The organism is Pseudomonas sp. X4, assembly GCF_040784925.1.
GTDB classification, from domain to species: Bacteria; Pseudomonadota; Gammaproteobacteria; order Pseudomonadales; family Pseudomonadaceae; genus Aquipseudomonas; species Aquipseudomonas putida_Z.
In genome coordinates this window covers 2,791,148-2,817,579 of sequence record NZ_CP160798.1, presented here as the reverse complement: position 1 = coordinate 2,817,579, position 26,432 = coordinate 2,791,148, and the positions used below count along the sequence as shown (strand labels likewise).

18 protein-coding genes are annotated in these 26,432 nt (G+C 64.9%); 10 read left to right on the top strand and 8 right to left on the bottom strand.

The window, feature by feature from the left end; translation table 11 throughout:
- Window positions 1-38 precede the first annotated feature (38 nt).
- The 8 genes from ABX298_RS12405 to ABX298_RS12370 all read left to right on the top strand — a co-directional run bounded on the left by ABX298_RS12405 (window position 39) and on the right by ABX298_RS12370 (window position 11,359).
- Window positions 39-1,976: a DUF294 nucleotidyltransferase-like domain-containing protein gene (locus ABX298_RS12405; protein WP_367394445.1), complete on the top strand. Its 1,938-nt coding sequence runs from the start codon at window positions 39-41 to the stop codon at window positions 1,974-1,976.
- On the top strand, window positions 1,973-2,683 hold the full coding sequence (locus ABX298_RS12400) for a PolC-type DNA polymerase III (protein ID WP_075044380.1): 711 nt from the start codon (window positions 1,973-1,975) through the stop codon (window positions 2,681-2,683). Before ABX298_RS12405 ends, ABX298_RS12400 begins: the two co-directional genes overlap by 4 nt.
- Before the next feature lie 227 nt (window positions 2,684-2,910).
- Window positions 2,911-3,429: an RNA polymerase sigma factor gene (locus tag ABX298_RS12395; protein WP_015268687.1), complete on the top strand. Its 519-nt coding sequence runs from the start codon at window positions 2,911-2,913 to the stop codon at window positions 3,427-3,429.
- On the top strand, window positions 3,426-4,382 hold the full coding sequence (locus tag ABX298_RS12390) for a FecR domain-containing protein (RefSeq protein WP_025337419.1): 957 nt from the start codon (window positions 3,426-3,428) through the stop codon (window positions 4,380-4,382). Before ABX298_RS12395 ends, ABX298_RS12390 begins: the two co-directional genes overlap by 4 nt.
- Before the next feature lie 219 nt (window positions 4,383-4,601).
- Complete coding sequence (locus tag ABX298_RS12385; RefSeq protein WP_367394444.1) at window positions 4,602-7,037, top strand: TonB-dependent siderophore receptor; 2,436 nt, start codon at window positions 4,602-4,604, stop codon at window positions 7,035-7,037.
- A 141-nt stretch (window positions 7,038-7,178) separates the two neighbouring features.
- The gene (locus tag ABX298_RS12380) at window positions 7,179-8,291 is read left to right on the top strand and encodes a PepSY domain-containing protein (RefSeq protein WP_085618454.1); all 1,113 of its coding nucleotides are present in this window, start codon (window positions 7,179-7,181) and stop codon (window positions 8,289-8,291) included.
- A complete protein-coding gene (locus ABX298_RS12375; protein WP_015268683.1) occupies window positions 8,288-8,473 on the top strand; it encodes a hypothetical protein in 186 nt (61 codons plus the stop codon). Before ABX298_RS12380 ends, ABX298_RS12375 begins: the two co-directional genes overlap by 4 nt.
- A gap of 66 nt (window positions 8,474-8,539) precedes the next feature.
- The gene (locus tag ABX298_RS12370; RefSeq protein WP_367394443.1) at window positions 8,540-11,359 is read left to right on the top strand and encodes a DUF6543 domain-containing protein; all 2,820 of its coding nucleotides are present in this window, start codon (window positions 8,540-8,542) and stop codon (window positions 11,357-11,359) included.
- Here ABX298_RS12370 and ABX298_RS12365 read toward each other — a convergent pair.
- The 8 genes from ABX298_RS12365 to glnE all read right to left on the bottom strand — a co-directional run bounded on the left by ABX298_RS12365 (window position 11,320) and on the right by glnE (window position 21,437).
- Window positions 11,320-12,762, bottom strand: a complete 1,443-nt coding sequence (locus ABX298_RS12365; protein ID WP_013970541.1) for a lipopolysaccharide kinase InaA family protein — start codon at window positions 12,760-12,762, stop codon at window positions 11,320-11,322. The two genes, ABX298_RS12370 and ABX298_RS12365, sit on opposite strands and share 40 nt — an antisense overlap.
- A complete protein-coding gene (locus ABX298_RS12360) occupies window positions 12,762-13,514 on the bottom strand; it encodes a lipopolysaccharide kinase InaA family protein (RefSeq protein ID WP_075044375.1) in 753 nt (250 codons plus the stop codon). The genes ABX298_RS12365 and ABX298_RS12360 overlap by 1 nt, the downstream gene beginning before the upstream one ends.
- On the bottom strand, window positions 13,511-14,245 hold the full coding sequence (locus tag ABX298_RS12355) for a lipopolysaccharide kinase InaA family protein (RefSeq protein WP_025337412.1): 735 nt from the start codon (window positions 14,243-14,245) through the stop codon (window positions 13,511-13,513). The genes ABX298_RS12360 and ABX298_RS12355 overlap by 4 nt, the downstream gene beginning before the upstream one ends.
- A complete protein-coding gene (rfaP, locus tag ABX298_RS12350; protein ID WP_025337411.1) occupies window positions 14,245-15,051 on the bottom strand; it encodes a lipopolysaccharide core heptose(I) kinase RfaP in 807 nt (268 codons plus the stop codon). The genes ABX298_RS12355 and rfaP overlap by 1 nt, the downstream gene beginning before the upstream one ends.
- The gene (locus ABX298_RS12345) at window positions 15,048-16,172 is read right to left on the bottom strand and encodes a glycosyltransferase family 4 protein (RefSeq protein ID WP_013970538.1); all 1,125 of its coding nucleotides are present in this window, start codon (window positions 16,170-16,172) and stop codon (window positions 15,048-15,050) included. Before ABX298_RS12345 ends, rfaP begins: the two co-directional genes overlap by 4 nt.
- Window positions 16,172-17,230, bottom strand: coding sequence for a lipopolysaccharide heptosyltransferase I (waaC, locus tag ABX298_RS12340; RefSeq protein ID WP_286919484.1), 1,059 nt, complete (start codon window positions 17,228-17,230; stop codon window positions 16,172-16,174). Before waaC ends, ABX298_RS12345 begins: the two co-directional genes overlap by 1 nt.
- On the bottom strand, window positions 17,231-18,280 hold the full coding sequence (waaF, locus tag ABX298_RS12335) for a lipopolysaccharide heptosyltransferase II (RefSeq protein WP_013970536.1): 1,050 nt from the start codon (window positions 18,278-18,280) through the stop codon (window positions 17,231-17,233).
- A 223-nt stretch (window positions 18,281-18,503) separates the two neighbouring features.
- The gene (gene glnE, locus ABX298_RS12330) at window positions 18,504-21,437 is read right to left on the bottom strand and encodes a bifunctional [glutamate--ammonia ligase]-adenylyl-L-tyrosine phosphorylase/[glutamate--ammonia-ligase] adenylyltransferase (protein ID WP_367394442.1); all 2,934 of its coding nucleotides are present in this window, start codon (window positions 21,435-21,437) and stop codon (window positions 18,504-18,506) included.
- A gap of 383 nt (window positions 21,438-21,820) precedes the next feature.
- On the opposite strand from glnE, the gene aceE reads away from it, so the two are divergent.
- Both aceE and aceF read left to right on the top strand, forming a co-directional pair.
- The gene (gene aceE, locus ABX298_RS12325) at window positions 21,821-24,466 is read left to right on the top strand and encodes a pyruvate dehydrogenase (acetyl-transferring), homodimeric type (RefSeq protein ID WP_025337408.1); all 2,646 of its coding nucleotides are present in this window, start codon (window positions 21,821-21,823) and stop codon (window positions 24,464-24,466) included.
- 13 nt (window positions 24,467-24,479) lie between these two features.
- The gene (gene aceF, locus ABX298_RS12320) at window positions 24,480-26,123 is read left to right on the top strand and encodes a dihydrolipoyllysine-residue acetyltransferase (protein WP_046614466.1); all 1,644 of its coding nucleotides are present in this window, start codon (window positions 24,480-24,482) and stop codon (window positions 26,121-26,123) included.
- Window positions 26,124-26,432: the final 309 nt, after the last annotated feature.

The window sequence follows — 26,432 nt, the reverse complement described above, 5'->3', positions numbered from 1 at the left end:
AGATATATATAGTTCGGCATAGCGATACGGTCAGTTTCATGAGCAAAAAGGACGCCTACAGCCAGGCGGGCAGGACAGCAGTGCTGCAGAACATCCAGGGCACCCTGCAGTTCCTGCAGCGTTTTCCGCCGTTCAACCAGATGGAACACAGCCACCTGGCCTACCTGGTCGAACAGTGCCAGCTGCGCTTCTATGCCAGCGGCGAAAGCATCGTCAAACCTGCCGACGGGCCGGTCGAGCACTTCTACATCGTCAAGCAGGGCCGCGTGGTGGGTGAGCGCCAGCACCTGGTCAAGCCTGGTGTGGAAACCACCTTCGAAATCACCAGCGGCGAATGCTTCCCGCTGGCTGCCCTGCTCGGCGAGCGAGCGACCCGTACCGAGCACCTGGCCGGTGAGGACACCTTCTGCCTGCAGCTGAACAAGGCCGCGTTCATCCGCGTGTTCTCGATGTCGGAAGTGTTTCGGGATTTTGCCCTGCGCGGGGTCAGCAGCCTGCTCGACCAGGTCAACCAGCAGGTACGCCAGCGCGCGGTGGAAACCCTCGGCACCCAGTATTCGCTGAACACGCCACTGGGTGAACTGGCCATGCGCCACCCGGTGGTGTGCAGCCCCGACACGCCCCTGCGCGACGCCGTGCGGCTGATGCACGAGCAGCAGGTCGGCAGCATCGTGGTGGTCGACCCGCAGCGCTACCCCACCGGTATCTTCACCCTGCGCGACCTGCGCCAGGTGGTGGCTGCGGCCGATGCCGACCTGGGCGCGCCCATCGCGCGGCACATGACCGCCCAACCGTTCTACCTCAGCCCCCAGGCCAGCGCCTTCGACGCAGCCATGGCCATGACCGAGCGGCATATCGCCCACGTATGCCTGGTGGAAAACCGACGCCTGTGCGGTGTGGTTTCGGAGCGCGACCTGTTCTCCCTGCAACGGGTCGACCTGGTGCACCTTGCGCGCACCATTCGCCATGCGCCACGCCTGGATACCCTGGTCTCGCTGCGCGGCGAAATCAGCCAGCTGGTCGAGCGCATGCTGGCCCATGGCGCGTCCTCCACGCAGATCACCCAGATCATCACCCTGCTCAACGACCACACCGTGTGCCGGGTGATCGAACTGGCGCTGGCCGAGCGCGGTGACCCGGGCGTGCCGTTCAGCTGGCTGTGCTTTGGCAGCGAAGGGCGACGTGAACAAACCCTGCACACCGACCAGGACAACGGCATCCTCTTCGAAGCCGCCGACGGCGCCGAAGCCGACGCCATCCGCGCACGCCTGCTGCCGCTGGCGCAATACATCAACCAGTGCCTGGCCCAGTGTGGCTTCACCCTGTGCAAGGGCAACGTCATGGCCGGCAACCCAGAGCTGTGCCTGTCGCGTAGTGAGTGGGCGCGGCGTTTTTCCGGCTTTGTCCGTGAAGCCAGCCCGGAGAACCTGCTGGGCTCGAGCATCTATTTCGACCTGCGCGTGGTGTGGGGCGACGAGCAAGGTTGCGAGCAGCTGCGCCAGGGCCTGCTCGAGCAGGTGGCCGACAACCGCATCTTCCAGCGCATGATGGCTGACAACGCCCTGCGCCAGCGCCCGCCGGTGGGCCGCCTGCGCGAGTTCGTGCTGACCCGCCAGGGCAACGACAAGGCCGCCACCCTCGACCTCAAGGTCCAGGGCCTGACGCCCTTCGTCGATGGTGCCCGGCTGCTGGCCCTGGCCAACGGCATCGGTGCCTGCAATACCCTGGAACGCCTGCGCCAGCTGGTGGCCAAGGGCGTGATCGAGGCACTGGACGGCGCAGCGTATGAAGAGGCCTACCACTTCATCCAGCAAACCCGCATGCAGCAGCACCAGCGCCAGACCCGCGACAACCTGCCCTACTCCAACCGCCTGGACCCGGACAGCCTCAACCACCTGGACCGGCGCATCCTGCGCGAGTCCCTGCGCCAGGCCCAGCGCCTGCAAAGCAGCCTGGCCTTGCGGTACCAGCTATGAGCCTGTTCGCCTGGCTGCGCCCCAGTGCGCCCGAACTGGACCATGCCACGCGCCAGCGCCTGGCCCGGCTGCCCAAGGCCGCGCCCCTGGGGGTGTGTACCCTGCGCGAGCAGCGCTGGGTGGTGCTCGACCTGGAGACCAGCGGCCTGAACCCCAACCGTGACCAGGTGCTGTCGGTTGGCGCCGTGGCCATCGAGGATGGCGCCATCGACTTTGCCCAGCAGTTCGAACGCACCCTGCACCGGCCTTTGCAGAAGACCAACGCCAGCGTGCTGATCCATGGCCTGGGCCCGAGTGCCCTGGCTGCCGGTTGCGACCCGGCCGAGGCGTTGCTCGACCTGCTCGACTTCATTGGCAATAGCCCGGTGCTGGCATTCCACGCGCCGTTCGACCAGCGCATGCTGGCCCGTGCGCTGAAGGAAAGCCTGGGCTATCGCTTGCACTCGCCCTTCCTGGATGTTGCCGAACTGGCACCGATGCTCAACCCCGACACAGTGCTGCGCGAGGCCGGGCTGGATGACTGGGTGGCGCGGTTTGGCCTGCAGGTCGAAGAGCGCCATCATGCCAGCGCCGATGCCTTGGTGACCGCCGAGCTGGCGCTGATCCTGTTCAGCCAGGCCCGGCGCCAGCAGCTGGACAGCCCGCTGCAGCTGGAGCAGCGCTTGCGCGGGTGGCGCAGGCGCAAGGTGCACAACCACGGCCTGTAGATTTGTATTGACCTGACAGGGCCAATCGCCGGCAAGCCAGCTCCCACAGGTACTGCACAAGTTCCAGAATCCACGCGTTTCCTGTGGGAGCTGGCTTGCCGGCGATTGGCCACCTGCCTTTTCCATGATGGCCATCCGATAAGCGTCCATTGCACCCACCCCCTCCCCTCTGCAACAATCGCGAATAATTATCGTTAGTTAATGCATTCGTTCCGGGGGGACGCTGCTTGTCTTCTGCACAGAGCCCACACGCCGATCTGGTCGGTGCGCTGTACCGCGACCACCGCGGCTGGCTGCTCGCCTGGCTGCAACGCAGCATGGCCTGCCGCCAACGTGCCGAAGACCTGAGCCAGGACACCTTCGTGCGCCTGCTCGGCCGTGCGCAACTGGATACGCCCCGCGAACCCCGCGCGTTCCTGGCCGCCGTGGCCAAGGGCCTGATGTTCGACCACTTCCGCCGCGCCGCGCTGGAACAGGCCTACCTGGCCGAACTGGCCCTGATGCCGGAAGCCGAACAACCTTCCCCGGAAGTGCAGCACCTGATCCTCGAGGACCTCAAGGCCATCGACCGCCTGCTCGGCAAGCTGTCGAGCAAGGCCCGCGCAGCATTCCTGCACAATCGCCTGGACGGTATGAGCCATGCCGAAATCGCCGAGCGCATGGGGGTTTCGGTGTCGCGGGTGCGCCAGTACATCGCCCAGGGCATGCGCCAGTGCTACGTGGCCCTGTACGGGGAGCCGACGTGAGCAGTGCACCGGTTTCGTCCCGGGTGCTGGAAGCCGCCATTGCCTGGAAACTCAGCCTCGACAACGGCAGCGGCACACCCGACGAGCGCAGCGAATTCATGCGCTGGCATGCCGCCAGCGAGGAGCACGCCCGCGCCTGGCGCCAGCTCGGCGCCATGGACCAGCGCGTGAGCGCCGCTGCCGGCCCGGCACGCCAGGCCCTGCTGCAATCGCGCGCCGGCCTGCGCCGACGCATCGGCAAGGTCGGCGGCGGGCTGGCCGGCATGTTTCTTTTGGGCTCACTGCTGGCCTGGGTCGGCGCACCATCGCTGGCACCGAGCTACTGGCTGGCCGACCAGCGTACCGCCACCGGCGAACTGCGTACCCTGCGCCTGGAAGACGGCACCTTGCTGAGCCTGAACAGCCACACTGCCGTGGATATCGACTACGCCGGCGAGCAACGGGTGATCGTGCTGCACCAGGGCGAGATTTCGGTCGAAACCGGCCATCAGGACCCGCGCCCGCTGCTGGTGCGCACCGACGATGGCCGCCTGCGCCCATTGGGCACGCGCTTCCTGGTACGCCGCGAGGACGACGGCACGCGCCTGGAGGTGTTGCAGGCCTCGGTCGCCGCCATGCCGTTGAACAGCGGCGACGAACAGGTGCTGCGCGAAGGCCAGCAGGTGCTGATGAACGCCAACGGCCTTGGCCGGATCGGCACGGTGCCAGCCGGTGCCGACGCCTGGACCCGCGGCATGCTGGTGGTGGACAACGTGCGCCTGGCTGACCTGCTGGCCGCGCTCGGCCAGTACCGCAGCGGTTACCTCGGGGTGGACGACCAAGTCGCCGACCTGCGAGTGACCGGCAGCTTCCCGCTGACCGACACCGACCTGGCACTGTCGTCGCTGGTGCCGGCACTGCCGGTGAAGGTCGAGCGGCATACGCCGTGGTGGGTGACCGTCGTTCCCAAGTAGGCCTGTACCGGCCTCTTCGCGGGTAAACCCGCTCCCACAGGATTGCACCAGCCTCAAAGCCCCCGCGATCCCTGTGGGAGCGGGTTTACCCGCGAAAGGGCCGGTACAGGCAAAAACCAATTCCAAATAATTCTCAATTTTTTTCAGATTCGCCCTGTCACTTTTCAAATCTCGCTCGGCAAGGAAGCAGAAAGCACTTATCCGTCGAGGAGCCGCTGCATGTCCCGTGCTGTTGATCGTATCCTGCGCCCCAGCCTGATGGCCCTGGCCATCGCCGTGGCCGCGCCATTGGCCAGCCCTGCCCTGTTCGCCGCCGAGCAATCCGCTCAGCGCGCCTACGACCTGCCCAGCGCCCCGCTGGCCACCACCCTCAACCAGATCGCCAGCCAGGCCGGCATCACCCTGGCCATCGACCCGGCACTGGTCAGCGGCCGCACCTCGGCCCCGGTGATCGGGCAGTACGATGGCCTTGGTGCCCTGCAGGCCGCCCTGCGCGGCACCGGCCTGCAGCTGCAGCAAAGCAGCGTGGGCAGCTACAGCCTGGTGGCTACGCCGGAAGGGACACTGGCGTTGCCGGAGACTGCGATCAATGCGACTTCCAACTATGAAAGCGCCTGGGGGCCGGTAGAAGGTTACACCGCGACCCGGACAGCAGCTGGCACCAAGACCGACACCGCCATCGCCGAACTCCCCCGCTCGGTAAGCGTGATCACCCGCCAGCAGATGGAAGACCGGCCGGTGCTCAGCCTGAACGATGCCCTTCGCTACACCGCTGGCGTGCAAAGCAGCGGCTATGGCTCCGACTCGCGCAGCGACTGGTTGCTGGTACGTGGTTTTGAGCCTACCCAGTTCCTCGATGGCCTGCCATTGCCCAAGGGCAACTACGCCACCCCCAAGATCGAGCCCTGGAACCTGGAGCGCATCGCCGTGCTGCGCGGCCCGGCTTCTTCGGTCTACGGCCAGACTCCACCAGGCGGCCTGCTGGACATGACCAGCCGTCGGCCGCAATTGGAAAGCAGCCACGAAGTCGAAGCCCAGGTTGGCAGCAACAACCACAAGCAGATCAACTTCGACAGCACCGGCAAGCTCGACGATGCAGGCCAGTTCCTGTACCGAGTGAGCGGCACCGTGCGTGACAGCGGTGCGCCGGTAGACCACATCCCGGACAAGCGCTACAACATCGCGCCCAGCCTGACCTGGAACATCAACGACGATACCAAGCTGACTTTCATCAGCCAGTACACCCGCGATGACACCGGCATCACCGGCCAGTTCCTGCCACTGCAAGGCACCAAGCTGGATAGCCCCGCAGGCAAGATTTCGCACCACAAGAACCTGGGCGACCCGGATTGGGAGTCCTACGACCGCACCTACTACCACCTGGGCTATGCGTTCGAGACCCGCCTGAACGATACCTGGCAGTTCCGTCAGAACCTGCGCTACGCGCGTAACGAACTGGACTTCAAGGGCATTACCGCCGGTGGCTCGATCTGGCCAGACGGCCCGGACGAAGCTGTCAGCGCCGATGGCACCGTGCAACGCACCGCCGGTATCGTCGAGGAGGACATCTCCCAGTTCGCCCTGGACAACAACTTCCAGGCCGACTTCCAGACCGGCCAGGTTGCCCATACCCTGCTGCTGGGTCTCGACCACCAGCGTTCGGACAGCAATGCACGCTGGCGCTGGGGCTCGGCTGGTGTGCCACCGAGCAATATCCACAACCCAATCTACGGTCAGGATTTCTCGAACGTTCAGTACTTCGACATGTACGACTACGACCAGAAAACCCAGCAGACCGGCCTGTATATCCAGGATCAGATGGCTCTGGACAACTGGCGCCTGACCCTTGGTGGCCGTGAGGACTGGGTGCACACCGGCACCACCTTCCACAACAAAGGCGATGCCACCAACACCCAACGCGACAAGCAATTCAGTGGTAACGCGGCACTCAGCTATGTATTCGATAACGGCCTGACGCCTTACATCTCCTATGCCGAGTCGTTCCAGGCCGCCACCGGCTCCACCGTCAACAGCACCGATGCCTTCAAACCGACCGAAGGCAAGCAATACGAACTGGGCATCAAGTACCAGCCTCCAGGCAGCAATAGCCTGTTCACCGCTGCTGTGTTCGACCTGACGCAGGAGAACATGTCGGTGACCGAGGGTGGTGTAACCCGCCAGGTTGGCGAAGTGCGTGTCAAAGGCCTGGAGCTGGAGGCTACCTCGGATGTGACCGAGAACCTCAAACTGGTGGGCTCGTACACCTACAACGACAGCGAGATCATTAAAGGCACCAGTGACGAGAAAGGCAAGCGCATGGCGCAGGTGCCGCGCAACCAGGCCACTGCCTGGGCTGACTACACCTGGCACAGCGGACCACTGGATGGGTTTGGGGTCGGCGTTGGCGTGCGCTACGTCGGCGATACCTACGGTAATACCACTAACACCGATTGGGGCCATGTGGGGTCCTACACCGTCTACGACGCATCGGTGCACTACGACCTGGGCCGCCTGAACAGCACCCTCAAGGGAGTGACCGTAGCCGTGGATGCGAAGAACCTGTTCAACAAGGACTACTTGTCTACCTGTGACGGGTACTACTGCTACTACGGCGACGAGCGCAACGTGGTGGCCAGTGTCAATTACAAGTTCTGAGTGAACGGGAGCCGCTTTGCGGCCCTTTCGCGACACAAGGCCGCTCCTACAGGAAAACGTGCTCCCCTGTAGGAGCGGCCTTGTGTCGCGAAAGGGCTGCGCAGCAGCCCCAGCTTCCAACAGGCAAAAATCGGTACCGTGATGAAAAGCCCAACCATCCGCCGCTGGTCGGTGATCCACACCTGGAGCAGCCTGGTCTGCACCCTGTTCCTGCTGTTGCTGGCAGTCACCGGCCTGCCGCTGATCTTCCACCACGAACTCGAACACCTGCTCGGCGACGCCCCCGAACTGCGGGAAATGCCGGCCGATACGCCACACCTCGACCTGCAGCAGTTGGTGATCAAGGCCGAGCAGCACCGCCCCGGCGAGGTCATGCAGTACTTCGGCTACGACGAGGACGAAGCCAACGGCGTAGTGGCCATAACCGCCGCCACCGCCGGCACCGAACCCAATTCGTCGCACACCTTCATGCTCGACGCCCGCACCGGTGAAGCCGTGGCCATGCCGGCCGCCAACGGCGGCTTCATGATGACCATGCTGCGCCTGCACGTGGACATGTTCGCCGGCCTGCCCGGCAAGCTGCTGCTGGCCTTCATGGGCGTGCTGTTCGTCGTGGCGATCATCTCCGGCACCGTACTCTATGCACCGTTCATGCGCCGCCTGGACTTCGGCACGGTGCGCCACGGCAAATCCCGTCGCCTGCGCTGGCTCGACCTGCACAACCTGATCGGCGTGGTCACCTTGGCCTGGGCACTGACGGTAGGCGTGACCGGCGTCATCAGCGCGCTGTCGGACTTGGTCATCGCCGCCTGGCGCAACGACAGCCTGGCCGCCATGGTTGCCCCGTACCGTGATGCCCCACCGCTCACCGAACGCGCCCCGGCCACCCACCTGCTGACCATCGCCGAGCAGGCCGCCCCCGGCATGCGCCCGGACTTCATCGCCTTCCCCGGCACACGCTTTTCCAGTGAGCACCACTATGCGGTGTTCATGAAGGGCGCCACGCACCTGACCTCGCACCTGCTCACGCCCGTGCTGATCGATGCGCGAACACTGGCGGTGACCGCCGTCGGCGAACGCCCCTGGTACATGGATGCCATGGGCCTGTCGCAACCACTGCACTTCGGCGACTACGGCGGCCGGCCAATGCAAATCCTGTGGGCGCTACTCGATGTGCTGACCATCATCGTCCTCGGCAGCGGCTTGTACCTGTGGTGGGGCAAACAACGCACGAAGCGGGAGGCGCGGGCATGAGCCACAAGTCACAGCCGACCTGGCGCATCTTCATCTGGCCGATGGTCGTGGCCCTGCTCACTGCCGTGGGGCTGTTTGCCGCCTTGCTGGGGGACGGGGTCTGGGACAGCCTGGCCTGGCTCGGCCTGGGGGTGTCGGCGGCTCTCGGCCTGCAAGGTTTCTACCCTCGTCCACGGCAGTAACCGGGTAATACCCGCACCCTCTTTTGCCACGACATGGTTGGCTCCCATTTTCCAAGGAGCCATACCATGACACCTTTGCAGCGCCTCGAAGCGCTCGATCAACAACTCATCGCCCTTGAGCAAGGCAAACCCGAACTGGCGGGCGAAACGGAACCGACCGCCATGCGTCAGCGTTTTTTTGGTGACCTGGCAGCGTTCTGGAACGACCCTGTCGAAGCAGGCCACAGCCGCGTCCAGCAACTGCGCGAACTGCGTCATGAGCAACTTCTGGCCGAACTGGAACTGCGCCTCGCCGACCAGACCCTGGACTACAGCCACATCAGCCTGCTGCGCACCTCCCTGGAGCTGCCGCTACCCTGGCAGCGCAACCACCTGCCAGACACCCACCGGGCCCAGGTTTATCGGCCGGTATTCAACCGTTCAAGCCCCCATGGCCGGTTGCCGTTACCCGGCGTGCTGGTATTGGTGGCAGACGCACCGGAAGGGGCCGTTGCCGAGCCTGCAACAGCCACAGGCCAGGCACTGCTGTGCAGCGTTTCTCATGGCGTTGAAGGCTTCACCAACCTGGCCGAACTGCATAGGGAGCTGTGCGAGCGCCTGGACGACCCCATGCAAAGCCGGCCAATGCTGCAACTGCTACCCCGCCTGCAGGACCAGCAACTGGTCCGGTGTGCCGACCGGCTGCGCTACGAGTGGTTTACCGGCGACCTGGTCGAACAACAGACCACTGATGTGATCGACGCGCAGCATCAAAGGCTCACCATCGCCTGGCACGCCGCCTGGGCGCTTGACCAGAACCCGGATCTGCCGGCACTGAAAAGCACCCTGTCCAAACAGCAGTCACTGACCGATCTCATGGGCAGCCAATATGCGTTGTCCACCCGTTATGCGCTGCTGCTGGAAAAACACCTTCCCGCCTGGCTGCGCCAGAGCTCCACGCAAAGCCTGACGCACATCATGCAAACGATCCAGGAGCTCGCCGGGGCCATCACCCAGGCTGCTGCACCCGGCCTTTTGACCCTGGAGGCGTTCGGCAATCGCCACCACCTGCTGGCATGGGTGCGCGAACGCCTTGGCAAGGCGCTGCAGCGCGAATTCTCCATCGACTTGCCTGCCGAAAAAGTCTGCATAACCGTCACGCTTGCACACCGCACCGGCCCGCTGATCAACCCGCTGGCACCTTCGGGTTACGTGGCCGTTGCCAACCGTCGCCATGTCGGTGGCACCATCGAACTGGTAACCACCACCTACCGCCTGGACGAGCTGGCCCTGCTGAACATCGGCTGGTTCGACGTCGATTACTGGCTGACTGCCCGAATACACAACGAAGACGGTTCCACGCTGGAATCGATATCCGCAGAAGGGGTAAAGCGCCTGGTGCGCGAGCTTGACGCCGGCAGTGGCTACATCCGCTACCTGCGAACCCACCTGCTGGAGTCTCCAGGTGCACGCTGGCGCATGCAATGCCACGGCAACATGAACCGCGCCCGCATGCGCGCCGAGGCGGCCAAGGCCCGCTATGCCAGGCACTTTCTGAACGATACTCGCGAGCGAGGCTATCGCTGGGTCAAAGCCGTCACCGACCACCCCGACAACAATTGGCGCCCTACCATAGACGAGCATCGTATCGCGGTGCGCCAGCTGATCATCGACGGGCACACGCTGCAAGGGGTACTGCTGCTCAATGCCGAGAGCGACAACCAGCCGTCGCTGGTGCTGTATACGCCGGACGCACCCGACCGGCGCGCATGGCGTGAATTCCCCGATACCCGGGCGCTGCTCAGAACCCTTCGCAGCACGCCGTCCTTGCGAAAGTACCTGATCCAGCGCGCGCCTCTGGCTGATGGCAAGCGGCTCGACAAATTGGTGCGCAAGGGCCGCCTCGGGCCATATGTGCAAAGGCCAATGATCAACGGCAACCTCTTCGATGCCCTTTACAAGGCCCAGGTCCACGCCATGATCGCCGAGGCCGATACCAACAGCCGCAGCAACCGCGAGCTGCTTGGCGAGTACGGGCTGTCGACGCTGCGCCTGGTTCTCGACATGATCAGCCTCGTGCTACCGGCCCCGACAATGTCAGCCCTGGCCTTCGGCCGTATGTCGATTTCGCTGTGGGACGGCTTCGAAGCCCTGGAAAAACAGGATTACGCAGCAACCTTCCATCACGCCATGGCCGCTTTGAGCCACAGCGCCGACGGGTTGTCCAGTTTCGCTGGCTCGCCCCTCATGCGCAGGGCGATGCGCGGCCTGCCACCGCAACCCCCGCGCCCACTGCCGAAAACCCACGAAGCGGCCGTGGACGTGAGCAAGCTGCGCTACCGGATCGACGGGGTCCATGGCGAGGAAGTGTACGAACAGATCAACAGCGTGCCAGGCCCGGACCGTTACTTCGTCAAGGACAGCCAGGGGCGGTTGTACAACGTCCACTTCGACGGCTATCGCTGGCGGGTGCTCGACCCCAGGCAGCCGGATGCCTACGCACAACTGCCGATCAAACGGCTGCGCAATGGCAATTGGGTGGTCGATTCCATCGTGCTTTGGCATGACGGGTTGCCTGACGTAGCCCAGCTGTTGGAAGAGATACGCCTGCAACCACCGCTCGAGGGCGAACCGGTGGCAGGGGAAGCCGACCTGCACGACGCCGGGGGCCAACTCTATCTGCAGCTGGGTGACCAGCAGTTGCCGGTTCGTCGGCACCTGCTCGCCGGGCATTACCATCTGCTGCTGCCCGAGAAGGCACTGGGCGCAGTCCACGCCTGGGCAGTATTGCGCCAACAGGGCGGCCAATGGCGCATTCGCGTGCGCCAGCCAGGCCGCAGCAGCGACTGGCTGGCACTGCCGGCGGATTACTCGGCCAGCTTGGGCAGCAGCCGGTCCAGCCGCTGATGCAAGGCACTGCCACTCGGCCAGTTGCGCAGCAGCCGCGCCCGATCACGGGCGTAGGCCGGGGCAAAGCTGAGCTGGGTGGCGTGCTGGCACATGGCGTCGAGGTCGATCAGCGACCACTGGCCGTTGTGCCAGAACAGGTTGTGGCCCTTGAAGTCGCCGTGGCTGATACGCTCGCGAATCAGCTGCTGCATCACATGCACCAGGGCATCCACCTGCTCCTCGGGCGCATCGCCGTTATCCACGTAGGGCGCGAAGCATTCGGCCAGGTCCGGGCCATCGATATACTCGGTGACCAGGTAGGCACGGCTTCGCAGCCCCATCACCCGTTGCTCCAGCACCGCGAGTGGACGCGGCGTGGCAATGTCGAGGAATTCCAGGCGATGGCCTTCGATCCAGGAATGCCAGGCTCGGCTCGGGCGCCAGAAGCGCTTGAACCAGTGCGCGGTGTTCTTGATGTTGTAGCGCTTGAGCACCAGCGTGCGGCCGCCAACCTCGATGCGCGCCACACTGGCCGCACCCCCGGTCTTGTACAGGTGACCCTGGTCGATCAACGCGTCAGCCTGCTCCAGTACCGGCAGCATGGCTTCGACCTCGTCGCGGCGGATTGCCCGCAAGCCCGAAAGGCTGCGCTCGACACTGAACAGGCTGCATTCACGACCAGCCTTTTCCAGGTAATCCTTCTGGCGCCAGCTGCGCACCTTGTCCACTTGCTTCTGCAAGGCTTCCAGCGGCAGCGCATGCTCGGCGTTGGCCAGCAGGTAGTGCACCAGCAGTTCTTCGATGAACGGCTCCAGGCGCTTGGGTAGCTGGGCGAAGAACACCCCCAGGTTTTCCAGCACACGTGGGCGCGACAGCTGCTGGCCAGGCGTTTCGGCCTTGATGCCGGCGCCGTCGATCAGGTACAGCTTGCCGCCGTGGCGCAGCAGGTTGTCCAGGTGCAGGTCTTCCTGCCACAGGCCCCGGGCGTGCATGTGCGCCACTGCGGTGAGCGCCTCGCCCAGCACCAGGTGCTGCTCGTCGGCCAGTACCGGCAAGCTCTCCACTGCCGCCCAGGCATCGGCCAGGCTTTCGGCGCCGTCGAGGAATTCGAACAGCAGCCAGCCGCCCTCGCCTTCCTTGAGGCCGTCGGCCAGCAGCTTCGGCGTGGTCAGGCCCTGCTCGGCCAGCAGCTTCACGCCTTGCAGTTCGCGCTGGAAATGCCGTGCAGCGTTACCACCGACCAGCAGCTTGGCCAGCACCGGGGTACCGCGCCACACGCCGGCGCCCACATAGCGCTGGCCCGGCAGCACGCGCAGCAGGCTGAGCAATTGCAGGTCGGCCGTGCCGGCAGCATCGGCCAGGGTGATGCTCAGGGGCAACGAGGGGCTGCGCCCGGCCTCTTTCAATTCAGACAAACGCATCAGCGGGCCTCTTTTTCACGACGGCGTTGCGTCAGGCGTTGCAGCCAGGTATCGACCAGCGTGCCATCGGCAGGCTGCGCCAGGTAGCTGGCCAGCAAGGTACGTACATCATGCTCGCTCCAGACCGGGGCACGACGCAGCAGCGGCTCCAGGTCCTTGAGACGGTCACGCATGCCGAACAGCAGGGGGCGGGTCTTCTCCAGGTCAATCAGTTGCGCGTCCCAGCCTTCGCGGCGCTGGCGCAGGAAGATGTGCTTGGGGTAGAAGCAGCCATGCACCTGGCCGGCGCTGTGCAGGGTGCGCGCCAGCTGGCCGCAGGCCTGCAGGACGCCATTGCGTTCAGCATCGCTCAGTTGTGGCCACCGGGCCAGCAGGCTGTCGAGGTCGGCCCATTCGTCCAGGGCGCGAGTCATCAGGATCGCCCGGTGCGTGCCGCCTTTCTTGCGCTCGCCATAGAACACCGCCTGCAAGGCCGGAATCTGCAGCTTCTGGTAACGGCTGATGTTGCGGAATTCGCGGGCGAAGGTCGGCTCGCCGAATGGCCGGTGCAGGGTACGGGTCAGGTAGTCGCTCTGGCGCTTGAGGTAGTAGCCCTTGCCTTCGAGTTCCAGGCGGAACACGCTGCTCCAGCCACCGCGGCCGGTGTTCGGTTCGTCCACGGCATCCAGTTGCAGCGCCCACAGCGCCTCGAAGTCGTCCAGGCCATGGCGTTTGAGCAGCGCGAGGTCCGCGCTGGCCAGGTAATCGGTCATTCCCTTCCCTCGAAAAAGCTCACCACCTGGCGAATGCGCTTCTTGTCACGCACATTCAGCCGGTCGCGGCCACGGTATTGCAGGTAGAAACGCAGGCGCTGGGTTGCCGACAGGTGGTATTTGGCCACTTTGTCCAGGCACGCCAGGTCCTTGATCATCCGGTGCCGCCACATGAAGCCGCGCCAGAAATCGCCGGTGGGGCAGTCGATGAAGAATAGCGTGCCCTGGTCGTCGACCAGCAGGTTGCGCCATTTCAGGTCGTTGTGGGCGAAGTGGTGCTGGTGCATGACCCGGGTGTGGCGCGCCAGCTGGCTGCTGACATGCCCGACCCAGGCGCGATCGGCCAAGCGTGCATCGTTGCGCTCGGCCAGCGCCGACAGGTCTTCGGTGCGCGGCAGTTCGCGGGTGATCATGGCCCCCCGGCCAAAGGCCAGGCCATTGCGCTCCAGGCCCCAGGCCACCACTTCGGCAGTGGGGATGCCCCACTTGTCGAACTGCTTGAGGTTCTGCCATTCGGCCTTGATCCGCGGCCGGCCCAGGTAACGGCGCATGTGCTTGCCGGCCCCGGTGTAGCGCTTGACGTAGTAATTGACCCCGTCACGCTCGATACGCACCACCTCGCTGATCGGGTCGCGGGTCAGGCGCTCGCCTTGCAGGGCAAATACCGCTTCCAGGCTGCCGAAGTCCGCCGCCAGGTGTTCGTAGCCCGGCGCCAGTGTCCACCCCGCCATCAGAGTGCATCCCCATAACGTTGCTTGCGGTCGTAGAGTTTCTGCGCCTTGCGCTCCAGCCAGGCGAGCAGCGCGGCTTCATCCTTCAGGACCTGCCGCAGCGGGCGCTGGAAGTAACCGCGCAGGAAGCGCAGCTTGTCGCGCTGGGTCAGGCCGATGTCCAGCGCCGAGAAGTACAGCGCGGCCAGGTCCTTGTCGCGCCAGCGGCGGCTGATTTTCGCCCGGGTCTGCGCGCGGTGCAGGTCGATCACCGACAGTTTGAAGTCGTCCGCCGTCACCGGGCGGTCGGTATGCAGCAGGAAGTGGCAGATGTAGCAGTCGCGGTGGTTGACCCCGGCGCGGTGCATGCCGCCGGTCATCTTCGCCACTTCGGCGATCAGCGCGCGCTTCAGGCGCGGCTCGGGCGGCTGCCTGACCCAGTCGATGCTGAAGTCTTCCAGGCTGATGGTCGGCGCCAGTTCTTCGGTGATGATGAACGAATGCTGCGCGGCCGGGTTGCTGCCACGCTCGCCATAGGCGACGGCAGTCATGGTCGGCACGCCAACCTGGTGCAGGCGCTGGATGGCCTGCCATTCCTGGCCGGCGCCAAGCACCGGCAGCTTGGCGGTAAGCAGGTTCTTGAAGATCTCGCCCCAGCCAATGCCGCGGTGGATCTTGACGAAGAAGCCCTCGCCAGCGACCTCGGTGCGCAGCGTGCGGCGCCCTTCCAGTTCGCGATAGACCTCGCCTTGCAGCGCCTCCACGGCATCGAAGGCATCACGCCCGGCCCACAGGCGCTTGAACGGTTCGGCCAGTATCAGCTTCATGCGGACTCCTGCCCCAGGATCACGTCGGCGGCATGCTGCGGCATGCTGTACAGATCGGCGGTTTCAGCAAACGCCAGGCCGTTGCGCGACCAGCTGGCGCGGGCCTGTTGGTCTTCGAGCATGCGCTGCAGGTAGCCATTGAGCTGTTCCTGCTCGAATGGCTCGTCCAGCACCAGGCCGCTGTCGGCCTCGGCAATGTAGTGGGCGTAGCCGCACACCTTGGAGACCAGCACCGGCAGGCCGGCCACCAGCGCCTCGAGCAGCACCGTGCCGGTGTTTTCGTTGTACGCCGGGTGGATCAGCAGGTCGGCGCCCAGCAGGAAACGCGGGATGTCGCTGCGGCCCTTGAGGAACTGCACCTGCTCGCCCAGGCCCAGGGTAGCGCTTTGCAGCTGGAACACCTTGGGGTCATCCTGGCCGATCACCATCAGCCTGGTGCGCTTGCGCAGGGCCGACGGCAGTGCGGCCAGGGCCTTGAGGCTGCGGTCAACGCCCTTGGTCTTGAAGCCCGAGCCAATCTGCACCAGCAGCAGGTCGTCATCGCCCAGGTTGAATTCCTTGCGGAACTCGGCGCGGATTTCGCCGGCATTGGCCGGCGCGCGGCGGTCCTGGGAAATGCCCGGCGGCAGCAGGTGGAAACGCTCCACCGGGGTGCCGTAGTGCTTGATGAACAGCGGCTGCTGCACCTCGGAAATCATTAGCACTTCGGTATGGGCGTCCTTGGCGAACACCGCACGTTCGTACTCGGCAAAGTGCCGGTAGCGGCCCCAGCGGCGGTACAGGCCGCCACGCAGGGTCTGCGCCTTGTCCTCGAAGCAGCCGTCGGCGGCGTAGTACACGTCCAGCCCAGGCATCTTGTTGAAACCGATCAGGCGGTCGACCGGGCGCTTGGCCAGGTCGGCGGCCATCCAGGCGCTGAGCTTCTCGTTGCGGCGGTGGTTGAAAATCGCCTTCACCGGCGCCACCAGCACTTCGAAGCCCGGCGGAATGTCACCCTCCCAGATCAACGTGTACACACGGATCTGGTGGCCCCGCTTCTGGCATTCCAGGGCAATGCGCATGAAGTCGCGCTGCAGCCCGCCGAAGGGGAAATATTTGTAAAGCACGAAAGCCAGTTGCATCAACGGACATCCTCAGCCAGCAGCAACGCGCTCAAGCGGCTCGCCACATGCTCGGGATTCAGGCGAGTGAAGCACAATGGCCACTCGCGTTTCAGATCGAACCGGCGCAGGTCGTCGGCGCTCGGTTTGTAGGTGCACTTCTTCTGCAGGCAGGGCGCGCAGGGCCAGTCACTGGCCTGGTGAATCTGGGTCCGTCCGTAGGCGCCGGTCAGGCCCGGGTTGGTCGGGCCGAACAGCGAAATGGTGGGCACATCGAGTGCCGCCGCCAGGTGGCCGAGGCCGGTATCGACCGCCACGCAGGCTTTTGCCGCCGCCAGCACGCGTGCGACGCCGGCAAGGTTCAATTTGGGGAGCACCTGGCAGTTGTTCAAGCCCTGGGCGATGCGCTCGGCCCGCGCCTTCTCGGCCGGGTTTCCCCACGGCAGGCGCACTTCCAGCTTGCGCCGGCCCATGCGCTCGGCCAGTTCGCGCCAGTAGGCTTCGGGCCAGTGCTTGGTCGCCCAGGTGGTGCCATGCAGGAACACCACATAGGGGGCGGCCGGCGGCAGTTGCAGGCGCTCGAGGTCGAGGCCATAGTTGCCGATGCCTTCCGGCAGGTCGTAGGCCAGGGCCATGGCGAACAGCTGGCGCACCCGCTCCACCGCGTGCTGGCCGGTGGCAACCGACAGGCGCCGGTCATAGAAGCGGCTGGCCCAGCCTTCGCGGGCCGAGTAGCGGTCCAGGCCAGCCACCGGCGCCTTCACGTAGCGGGTCAGCCAGGCCGATTTGACCAGGCCCTGGGCGTCGATCACCAGGTCGTACTTGCGCTCGCGTACACGTTGCTTGAACGCCTTCCACTCGCCGCTCTTGATGGTTTGCCAGACGTTCTTGCGCCAGCGGCGAATGGCCACCGGGATCACCTGGTCGACCGCCGGGTGCCAGCTGGGGATTTCGGCGAAGCCTTCTTCCACCACCCAGTCGAAGCGGATGCCCGGGATGGCGTGGGCGGCATCGGTAAGCGCCGGCAAGGTGTGGATCACATCACCCAGCGACGAAGTCTTGATGATCAGTACCCGCACTTAGTCGACCTCGGCCACGGTATCGATCAGGTCCGGCCCGGTCAGGCTGTGCAGGGCAGCAATGACTTTGCCCGGTTCCAGCAAGCGCAGGCAGTTGTAGTGGCCGAAGCGGCAGGTGCGGTCGAAGCACGGGCTGCACTCGATGCCGGTGCGCACCACTTCCACGTGCTCGGCCAGCGGCGGGGTGAAGCCCGGCGAGGTCGAGCCGTACACCGCCACCAGCGGGCGGTTCAGCGCGGCGGCCACGTGCATCAGGCCCGAGTCGTTGGACACCACGGCATGGGCGCAGGACATCAGGTCGATGGCCTCGGCCAGCGAGGTTTCGCCGGCCAGGTTGGACGATTCTTCACGCAAGCCCGGGATCAGCCGGTCGCGGATCTGCTCACCGACCGGGTGATCGTTCTTCGAGCCGAACAGCCACACCTGCCAGCCCTGGCGGATCATCGCATCGGCCACGGTGGCGTAGTGCTCGGCCGGCCAGCGCTTGGCCTCGCCGAACTCGGCACCGGGGCACAGCGCCAGCACCGGGCGGTCCAGCTCCAGGCCGAACTTGGCCAGGGCGGCGTCGCGGCTTTGCGCTTCGATCTGCAGGCTGGGGCGCGGGTACGGTTGCGGCAGCTCGGCGCCGGGCGCGTAGGCCAGGGCCATGAAGCGCTCGATCATCAGCGGGTAGCGGGCCTTGTCCAGCTTGCGCACGTCGTTGAGCAGGCCGAAGCGCATTTCGCCGCGCCAGCCGGTGCGCTTGGGGATACCGGCAAAGAACGGCACCAGCGCCGACTTGAGCGAGTTGGGCAGCAGGATGGCCTGGTCGTACTGGCCGGCCAGGGACTTGCCGATGCGTCGCCGCGTGGCCAGTTCCAGTGCGCCGTGGCCGAGCGGGAAGCTCAGGGCCTGACGGACCTCGGGCATGCGTTCGAGGATCGGCCGGCTCCACTCGGGGGCCAGCACATCGATCACGCAGTCGGGGTGCTGCTGTTTCAGGCACTGGAACAGGGTCTGCGCCATCACCATGTCGCCGACCCAGCTGGGGCCAATGATCAGTATTCTCATGCTTAGTCCAGAAACGCTCGGGGAGGCTACAGGCTGCGGTACAGCCTGGCCTCCCCTCTTTATATTCAGGCTATGTGGCGGACAGTGTACCACTCAGGCATATCCGTCGCTGATTGCAGACCCTGTGGGAGCGGGTTTACCCGCGAACACCGGCGAAGCCGGTGCCAAGCATCGCGTGGCCTTCTTCGCGGGTGAACCCGCTCCCACAGGGTTGGCGGGGCCTTCAGGTAAGGCCCAATTCACCCCAGATCCGCCGCACCTCACGGCGTTCATCGGCAAACTGCGCCGCATCGATAACCCCGGCCTGCTTCTGCAGGGCCTGGCGGTGCGAGGCCGAGCGGAACGCCTTGTACACTTCACGCAACAGCACCGCGTCACTGGCCGGCATCAAACCCGCCTGCTCCAGCTCTTCCAGAATGCGGATGTTATCGGTCCATCGGAGTATGGCCGGGTGGTCGTGGGACCAGGCCAAAGCGGCGTATTGCACCATAAATTCGATATCGACGATACCGCCGGCATCCTGCTTGATATCGAACGGCACACCGGCCTCGAAGGCGTTTGCCGCGGTACCGGCTGCAGTGGCCTTGGTGCCGAGGTTGTCGCGCATCTTGGCGCGCATTTCGCTCACTTCGCTGCGCAGTTTTTCCAGGTCGCGGGCCTGGCCCAGCACCTTGGCGCGCACGCCTTCGAACGCCGTGCCCACCTGCTTGCAGCCCACCAGCACCCGGGCCCGCACCAGGGCCTGATGCTCCCAGGTCCAGGCCTCGTTCTGCTGGTAGCGCTCGAACGCTCCCAGCGAACTCACCAGCAGGCCCGAGGCCCCCGAGGGGCGCAGGCGCATGTCCACATCATACAGCTGGCCCGAGTTGGTCTGGGTGGTCAGCAGGTGAATGATGCGCTGGCCCAGGCGGGTGAAGAACTGCGCACTGTCGATCGGCTTGGCGCCGTCGGTTTCCGCCTGCGGGTCGCCGTCATGGATGAATACCAGGTCCAGGTCCGAACCGTGGCCCAGTTCCAGGCCACCTACCTTGCCGTAGCCGATGATGATGAAGCCCGGGTCGCACAGGCTGCCGTCGCTGCGCTTGGGCTGGCCGTGGCGAGCCACGGTCTGGCGCCAGGCCAGGGCCAGCACCTGGTCGAGGATGGCCTCGGCCAGCCAGGTCAGGTAGTCGCTGACTTTCATCAGCGGCAGGTTGCCGCTGATTTCCGAGGCGGCCACGCGCAGGCTGTGGGCCAGCTTGAAGTGGCGCAGCGCCTCCATTTGCTGTTCCAGGTCGTCCTCGGGGATGCGCGTCAGGCGCTCGCGCAGTTCGCTGGCCAGCTCCGGCGCCAATGGCGGGCTGAACAGGCGGCCTTCATTGAGCAGTTCGTCGAGCAGCAGCGGGTAGCGGGCAATCTGCTCGGCAATCCACGGGCTGGCGGCGCACAGGGTCAGCAGGCGGCGCAAGGCGCCGGGGTTTTCGGTGAGCAGCACCAGGTAGGCAGAACGGCGTGCCACGGCCTCGACCAGCGGCAGCACGCGCTCGAGCACCAGGTCGGGGTTGTCATGTTCCACAGCCTGGGCCAGCAACCGCGGGATAAAGGCGTCCAGGCGCTCACGGCCAATCCGCTGCATCGAACGCAGCTGCGGGCTGGAGCGCAGCGCGGCCAGGCGCCGCAGGGCTTCGGCGGGCTGCTGGAAACCGGCCTCCTGCAGCTGACGGCCAGCGGCATCTTCATCCTGCGCCTGCTCCCACAGCGGCGACCATTCGCCACCCACCACCAGCTCGCCCTCGCCGTCTTCATCATCCGGGTCGGCGATCACCTGGCGGAAGTGCCAGTCAATGCGGCCACGCCAGTGCGTCAGCTGGTCATGGAAGCTTTGCCAGTCGGCATAACCGAGCATGTAGGCCACCCGCGCCTTATCGGTCTCGCTGTCCGGCAGCATCTGCGTCTGGCGGTCGGCGATGGCCTGGATGGCGTGTTCGGTATAGCGCAGGAACTCATAACCCTCGCGCAGCTCGACGACCACGGCTGGCGGCAGGTAGCCCTGGCCCTCGAGGGTGGCCAGCACTTTCAGCAGCGGCCGCTGTTGCAGGCTGAGGTCGCGCCCGCCGTGGATCAGCTGGAAGGCCTGGGCGATGAATTCCACCTCGCGAATGCCACCGGCACCCAGCTTGATGTTGTCGGCCATGCCCTTGCGCCGCACTTCCTGCTGGATCAGCTGCTTCATGGTGCGCAGCGCTTCGATCGCGGAAAAGTCCAGGTAGCGGCGGTACACGAACGGCCGCAGCATCTCCTGCAGCTGCGCGCCGGCCGCCTGGTCGCCGGCCACCACCCGCGCCTTGATCATCGCATAGCGTTCCCAGTCACGGCCCTGGTCCTGGTAGTACTGCTCCAGGGCATTGAAGCTGAGCACCAGCGCGCCGGCCGAGCCATAAGGGCGCAGACGCATGTCGACGCGGAACACGAAACCGTCGACGGTGACCGGGTCCAGCGCCTTGATCAGGCGCTGGCCCAGGCGGGTGAAGAACTCCTGGTTGTCCAGCGAGCGCTTCACCCCTTCGGTTTCGCCGCCTTCGGGGAAGGCGAAGATCAGGTCGATGTCCGACGACAGGTTCAGCTCCACCGCGCCCAGCTTGCCCATGCCCAGCACCACCATGTGCTGCGGCTGGCCGCTGCGGTTGCCGACAGGCGTGCCGAACTGCTGGCAGTGGCGCGGGTACAGCCATTGGTAGGCTTCGTCGATGGCGGCGTCGGCCAGGTCGGACAGGTCGCGGCAGGTTTCGCCCAGCGCGGCCTGGCGGGTGATGTCGCGCCAGATGATGCGCAGCTGTTGGCGGTTGCGCTCGCGGCGCAGGTTGCGCGCCAGCTCGTCCTCGCTCTGCGCCGCCTGGGCGGCTGCAGCGATGTGCCCGCGCAGTTCACCCGCGGCGTAACGCCGATCCAGCTCGCCACTGGCCAGCAGGCCGAACAGCATGGCCGGCTCGCGCCGGACCAGGCCGAGCACGAAGTCGCTGGCGGCGGCTACCTGGTCGAACTGTTGCCGGTGCAGCGGGCTCCAGGCCTGGAGGTCGAGTTCCGGGTGGGCAGCCACCGCATCGCTGATGAATTGCTGGTTGCGCGCGACCAGCGGCTGCAGGGTAGCGGGCAGATCGGACGGCAAAGGTAGGCGCATGGTCTATCCTTGATCGGCGTGAAATAGAGGGGAAGAAGCGGCCAAGGGGAAGCCGGACCACGGTTGGACTGTCGTACAAAAGTTGGAAATAGCTGAAAGAAACGAAAAATTGGCAACAAACATCAAGAGTTACCCGTTCGCGACACGATGCCAACCAACATGAACGTTTTTCCTCACAAGCCAGCATGCGACGAAACGTCGCACAAATGTAGTTTTACTACTACTCGTGTCGTGTAAAAGCATGAAATGCGAAAGCAAATGTAGTAAAACTACACGGCGCCGGAGGACACCCCGGTAATCCAAGAATTCACGACGTCTGCCCATAAGGCCAGTCGCAATCTCAGGCAATCGATTCTGGTTGCCTTTCCGCCCTGGAGCAAGCCATGCAAGACCTCGATCCAATCGAAACCCAGGAATGGCTGGATGCCCTGGAGTCGGTCCTCGACAAAGAAGGCGAAGACCGCGCTCATTACCTGATGACCCGTATGGGCGAGCTGGCCACCCGTAGTGGCTCCCAGCTGCCGTATGCGATCACCACGCCATACCGCAACACCATCCCTGTCACCCACGAAGCACGCATGCCTGGCGACCTGTTCATGGAACGCCGCATTCGCTCGATGGTGCGTTGGAACGCCCTGGCCATGGTCATGCGTACCAACCTGAAAGACTCGGACCTGGGCGGACACATCTCCAGCTTCGCCTCCAGCGCCACCCTGTACGACATCGGCTTCAACTACTTCTTCCAGGCCCCGACCGAAGAACACGGTGGCGACCTGATCTTCTTCCAGGGCCACGCTTCGCCAGGCGTCTACGCCCGTGCGTTCATGGAAGGCCGCATCAACGAAGACCAGATGAACAACTTCCGTCAGGAAGTGGACGGCAACGGCCTGTCTTCGTACCCGCACCCATGGCTGATGCCTGACTTCTGGCAGTTCCCGACCGTTTCGATGGGTCTGGGCCCGATCCAGGCCATCTACCAGGCACGCTTCATGAAGTACCTGGAAGCCCGCGGCTTCATCCCGGCCGGCAAGCAGAAGGTCTGGTGCTTCATGGGCGACGGCGAGTGCGACGAGCCGGAATCCCTGGGTGCAATCGCCCTGGCCGGCCGCGAGAAGCTGGACAACCTGATCTTCGTCATCAACTGCAACCTGCAGCGCCTCGACGGCCCGGTTCGCGGCAACGGCAAGATCATCCAGGAACTCGAAGGCGTGTTCCGTGGCGGTGGCTGGAACGTCAACAAGGTCGTCTGGGGCCGTTTCTGGGACCCACTGTTCGCCAAGGACACCAACGGTGCCCTGCAGCGCCGCATGGACGAAGTCATCGACGGCGAGTACCAGAACTACAAAGCCAAAGACGGCGCGTACGTTCGTGAGAACTTCTTCAACACCCCAGAGCTCAAGGCCATGGTCGAAGACCTGTCCGACGAAGAGATCTGGAAGCTCAACCGTGGCGGCCACGACCCGTACAAGGTCTACGCGGCGTACCACCAGGCGGTCAACCACAAGGACCAGCCTACCGTCATCCTGGCCAAGACCATCAAGGGTTACGGTACCGGTGCCGGCGAAGCCAAGAACACCGCGCACAACACCAAGAAGGTCGACGTCGACAGCCTGCGTCACTTCCGTGACCGCTTCGACATCCCGGTCAAGGATGCCGACCTGGAGAACCTGCCGTTCTTCAAGCCGGAAGAAGGTTCTGCCGAAGCCAAGTACCTGGCCGAGCGCCGTGCTGCCCTGGGCGGTTTCGTGCCACAGCGCCGCGCCAAGAGCTTCAGCGTACCGACCCCGCCACTGGAAACGCTGAAAGCGATCCTGGACGGCTCGGGCGACCGCGAAATCTCCACCACCATGGCCTTCGTGCGTATTCTGGCGCAGCTGGTCAAGGACAAGGAAATCGGCCAGCGCATCGTCCCGATCATCCCGGACGAAGCCCGTACCTTCGGTATGGAAGGCATGTTCCGCCAGCTGGGCATCTACTCGTCGGTCGGCCAGCTCTACGAGCCAGTCGATAAAGACCAGGTGATGTTCTACCGCGAAGACAAGAAGGGCCAGATCCTCGAGGAAGGCATCAACGAAGCCGGCGCCATGTCGTCGTTCATCGCTGCCGGTACCTCGTACAGCTGCCACAACCAGCCGATGCTGCCGTTCTACATCTTCTACTCGATGTTCGGCTTCCAGCGTATTGGCGACCTGGCCTGGGCCGCTGGCGACAGCCGCACCCGTGGCTTCCTGATCGGCGGTACCGCCGGCCGTACCACCCTGAACGGTGAAGGCCTGCAGCACGAAGACGGTCACAGCCACATGATGGCGGGCACCATCCCGAACTGCCGCACCTACGATCCGACCTACGGCTACGAGCTGGCGGTGATCATCCAGGACGGCATGAAGAAGATGACCGAAGAGCAACAGGACATCTTCTACTACATCACCGTGATGAACGAATCCTACCAGCAGCCAGCCATGCCGGCCGGTGTCGAGGAAGGCATCATCAAGGGCATGTACCTGCTGGAAGAAGACACCCGCGAAGCCGCGCACCACGTACAGCTGATGGGCTCCGGCACCATCCTGCGCGAAGTCCGCGAAGCAGCGAAGATCCTGCGTGAAGAGTTCAACGTCGGTGCCGACGTGTGGAGCGTCACCAGCTTCAACGAACTGCGTCGCGACGGCCTGGCCGTGGAACGCGCCAACCGCCTGAAGCCTGGCCAGAAGCCACAGCAGACCTACGTCGAGCAATGCCTGAACGGTCGCAAGGGCCCGGTCATCGCCTCCACCGACTACATGAAGCTGTTCGCCGAGCAGATTCGCCAGTGGGTACCGAGCAAAGAGTTCAAGGTCCTGGGTACCGACGGTTACGGTCGCAGCGACAGCCGCAAGAAGCTGCGTCACTTCTTCGAAGTCGACCGCCACTTCGTGGTGCTGGCTGCCCTGGAAGCCCTGGCTGACCGCGGCGAGATCGAACCAAAGGTTGTTGCAGACGCTATCGTCAAGTTCGGTATCGACCCGGACAAGCGCAACCCACTGGACTGCTGAGGAGTATTTTTAAGTGAGCGAACTCATTCGCGTACCTGACATCGGCAGCGGTGAAGGTGAAATCATCGAGCTGTTCGTCAAGGTCGGTGATCGTATCGAGGCTGACCAGAGCCTACTGACCCTGGAGTCCGACAAGGCCTCCATGGAGATCCCGGCCCCGAAAGCCGGCGTCATCAAGGAACTGAAGGTCAAGCTGGGCGACCGCCTGAAAGAAGGCGACGAGCTGCTGGTCCTGGAAGCCGAGGGCGCCGCTGCTGCGGCCCCTGAGGCCCCGGCCGCAGCCCCGGCCCAGGCTGCTGCGCCGGCTCCGGCCGCCGAAGCCGCCCCTGCCCCTGCTCCGGCAGCGGCCCCGGCTGCCGCCAGCGTGCAGGACATCCACGTGCCGGACATCGGTTCGTCGGGCAAGGCCAAGATCATCGAAGTGCTGGTCAAGGTCGGCGACACCGTCGAAGCCGACCAGTCGCTGATTACCCTGGAGTCCGACAAGGCCTCCATGGAAATCCCTTCGCCGGCTGCCGGCGTGGTCGAAGAAGTACTGTGCAAGCTGGAAGACGAAGTCGGCACTGGCGACCTGATCTTCAAGCTGAAAGTCGCGGGCGCTGCCCCGGCTGCAGCTCCGGCACCTGCCGCTGCTGCCGCCCCGGCCAAGGCTGAGGCGGCTCCGGCCGCCGCACCTGCCGCTGCTGCCCCGGCTGCTGCCCCTGCACCGGTTGCTACCGCACCGGCTGCCGGCAGCAACGCCAAGGTTCACGCAGGCCCGGCGGTTCGCCAGCTGGCCCGTGAATTCGGCGTCGACCTGGGCGCGGTTGCCGCGACCGGTCCGCACGGCCGCATCCTGAAAGAAGACGTGCAGGTCTACGTCAAGGCGATGATGCAGAAGGCCAAGGAAGCACCGGCAGCCGCTGGCGCAACCGGTGGCGCCGGCATCCCGCCGATCCCTGCCGTGGACTTCAGCAAGTTCGGTGAAGTGGAAGAAGTTGCCCTGACCCGCCTGATGCAGGTCGGTGCTGCCAACCTGCACCGCAGCTGGCTGAACGTGCCGCACGTGACGCAGTTCGACTCCGCCGACATCACCGAGCTGGAAGCCTTCCGCGTTGCGCAGAAGGCCGTGGCCGAGAAGGCTGGCGTGAAGCTGACCGTGCTGCCACTGCTGCTCAAGGCCTGCGCCTTCCTGCTCAAGGAACTGCCGGACTTCAACAGCTCGCTGGCGCCAAGCGGCAAGGCCATCATCCGCAAGAAGTACGTGCACATCGGCTTTGCCGTGGACACCCCGGACGGCCTGCTGGTCCCTGTGATCAAGAACGTCGACCAGAAGAGCCTGCTGCAACTGGCTGCCGAAGCGGCTGCGCTGGCCGAAAAAGCCCGCACCAAGAAGCTGTCGGCCGACGAGATGCAAGGCGCCTGCTTCACCATCTCCAGCCTCGGCCACATTGGCGGCACCGGCTTCACGCCGATCGTCAACGCGCCGGAAGTGGCTATCCTGGGCGTCTCCAAGGCGACCATGCAGCCGGTCTGGGATGGCAAGGCATTCCAGCCGAAGCTGATGCTGCCGCTGTCGCTGTCCTACGATCACCGTGTGATCAACGGCGCTGCCGCCGCGCGCTTCACCAAGCGCCTGGGCGACGTGCTGGGCGATATCCGCACCATGCTGCTGTAAGGCAGCCCACTGCCCCTCCCCGCGAGGGGCAGTACCCTTTTCGAGCTGCCACGCTCGTACCTCAACCCCGTCGATTGGCGGGGCTTTTTTTGCCTTGAGAAAGCCGGGAGGGCTTTGCCCTCCTATCGCGACACAAGGCCGCTCCTACAAGGTACCGCGATCGCCTGCGATGGGCCGCAAAGCGGCCCCGGAACTATCAGCCAGACTACAGATTCCCACCCGCCAGCCGATAACCCGTACACAGCATCACGCATGGCTGCTTGCCAGCCCCCGGGACATGATGCAACCTTGCCAGACCTGCCGCCCCCA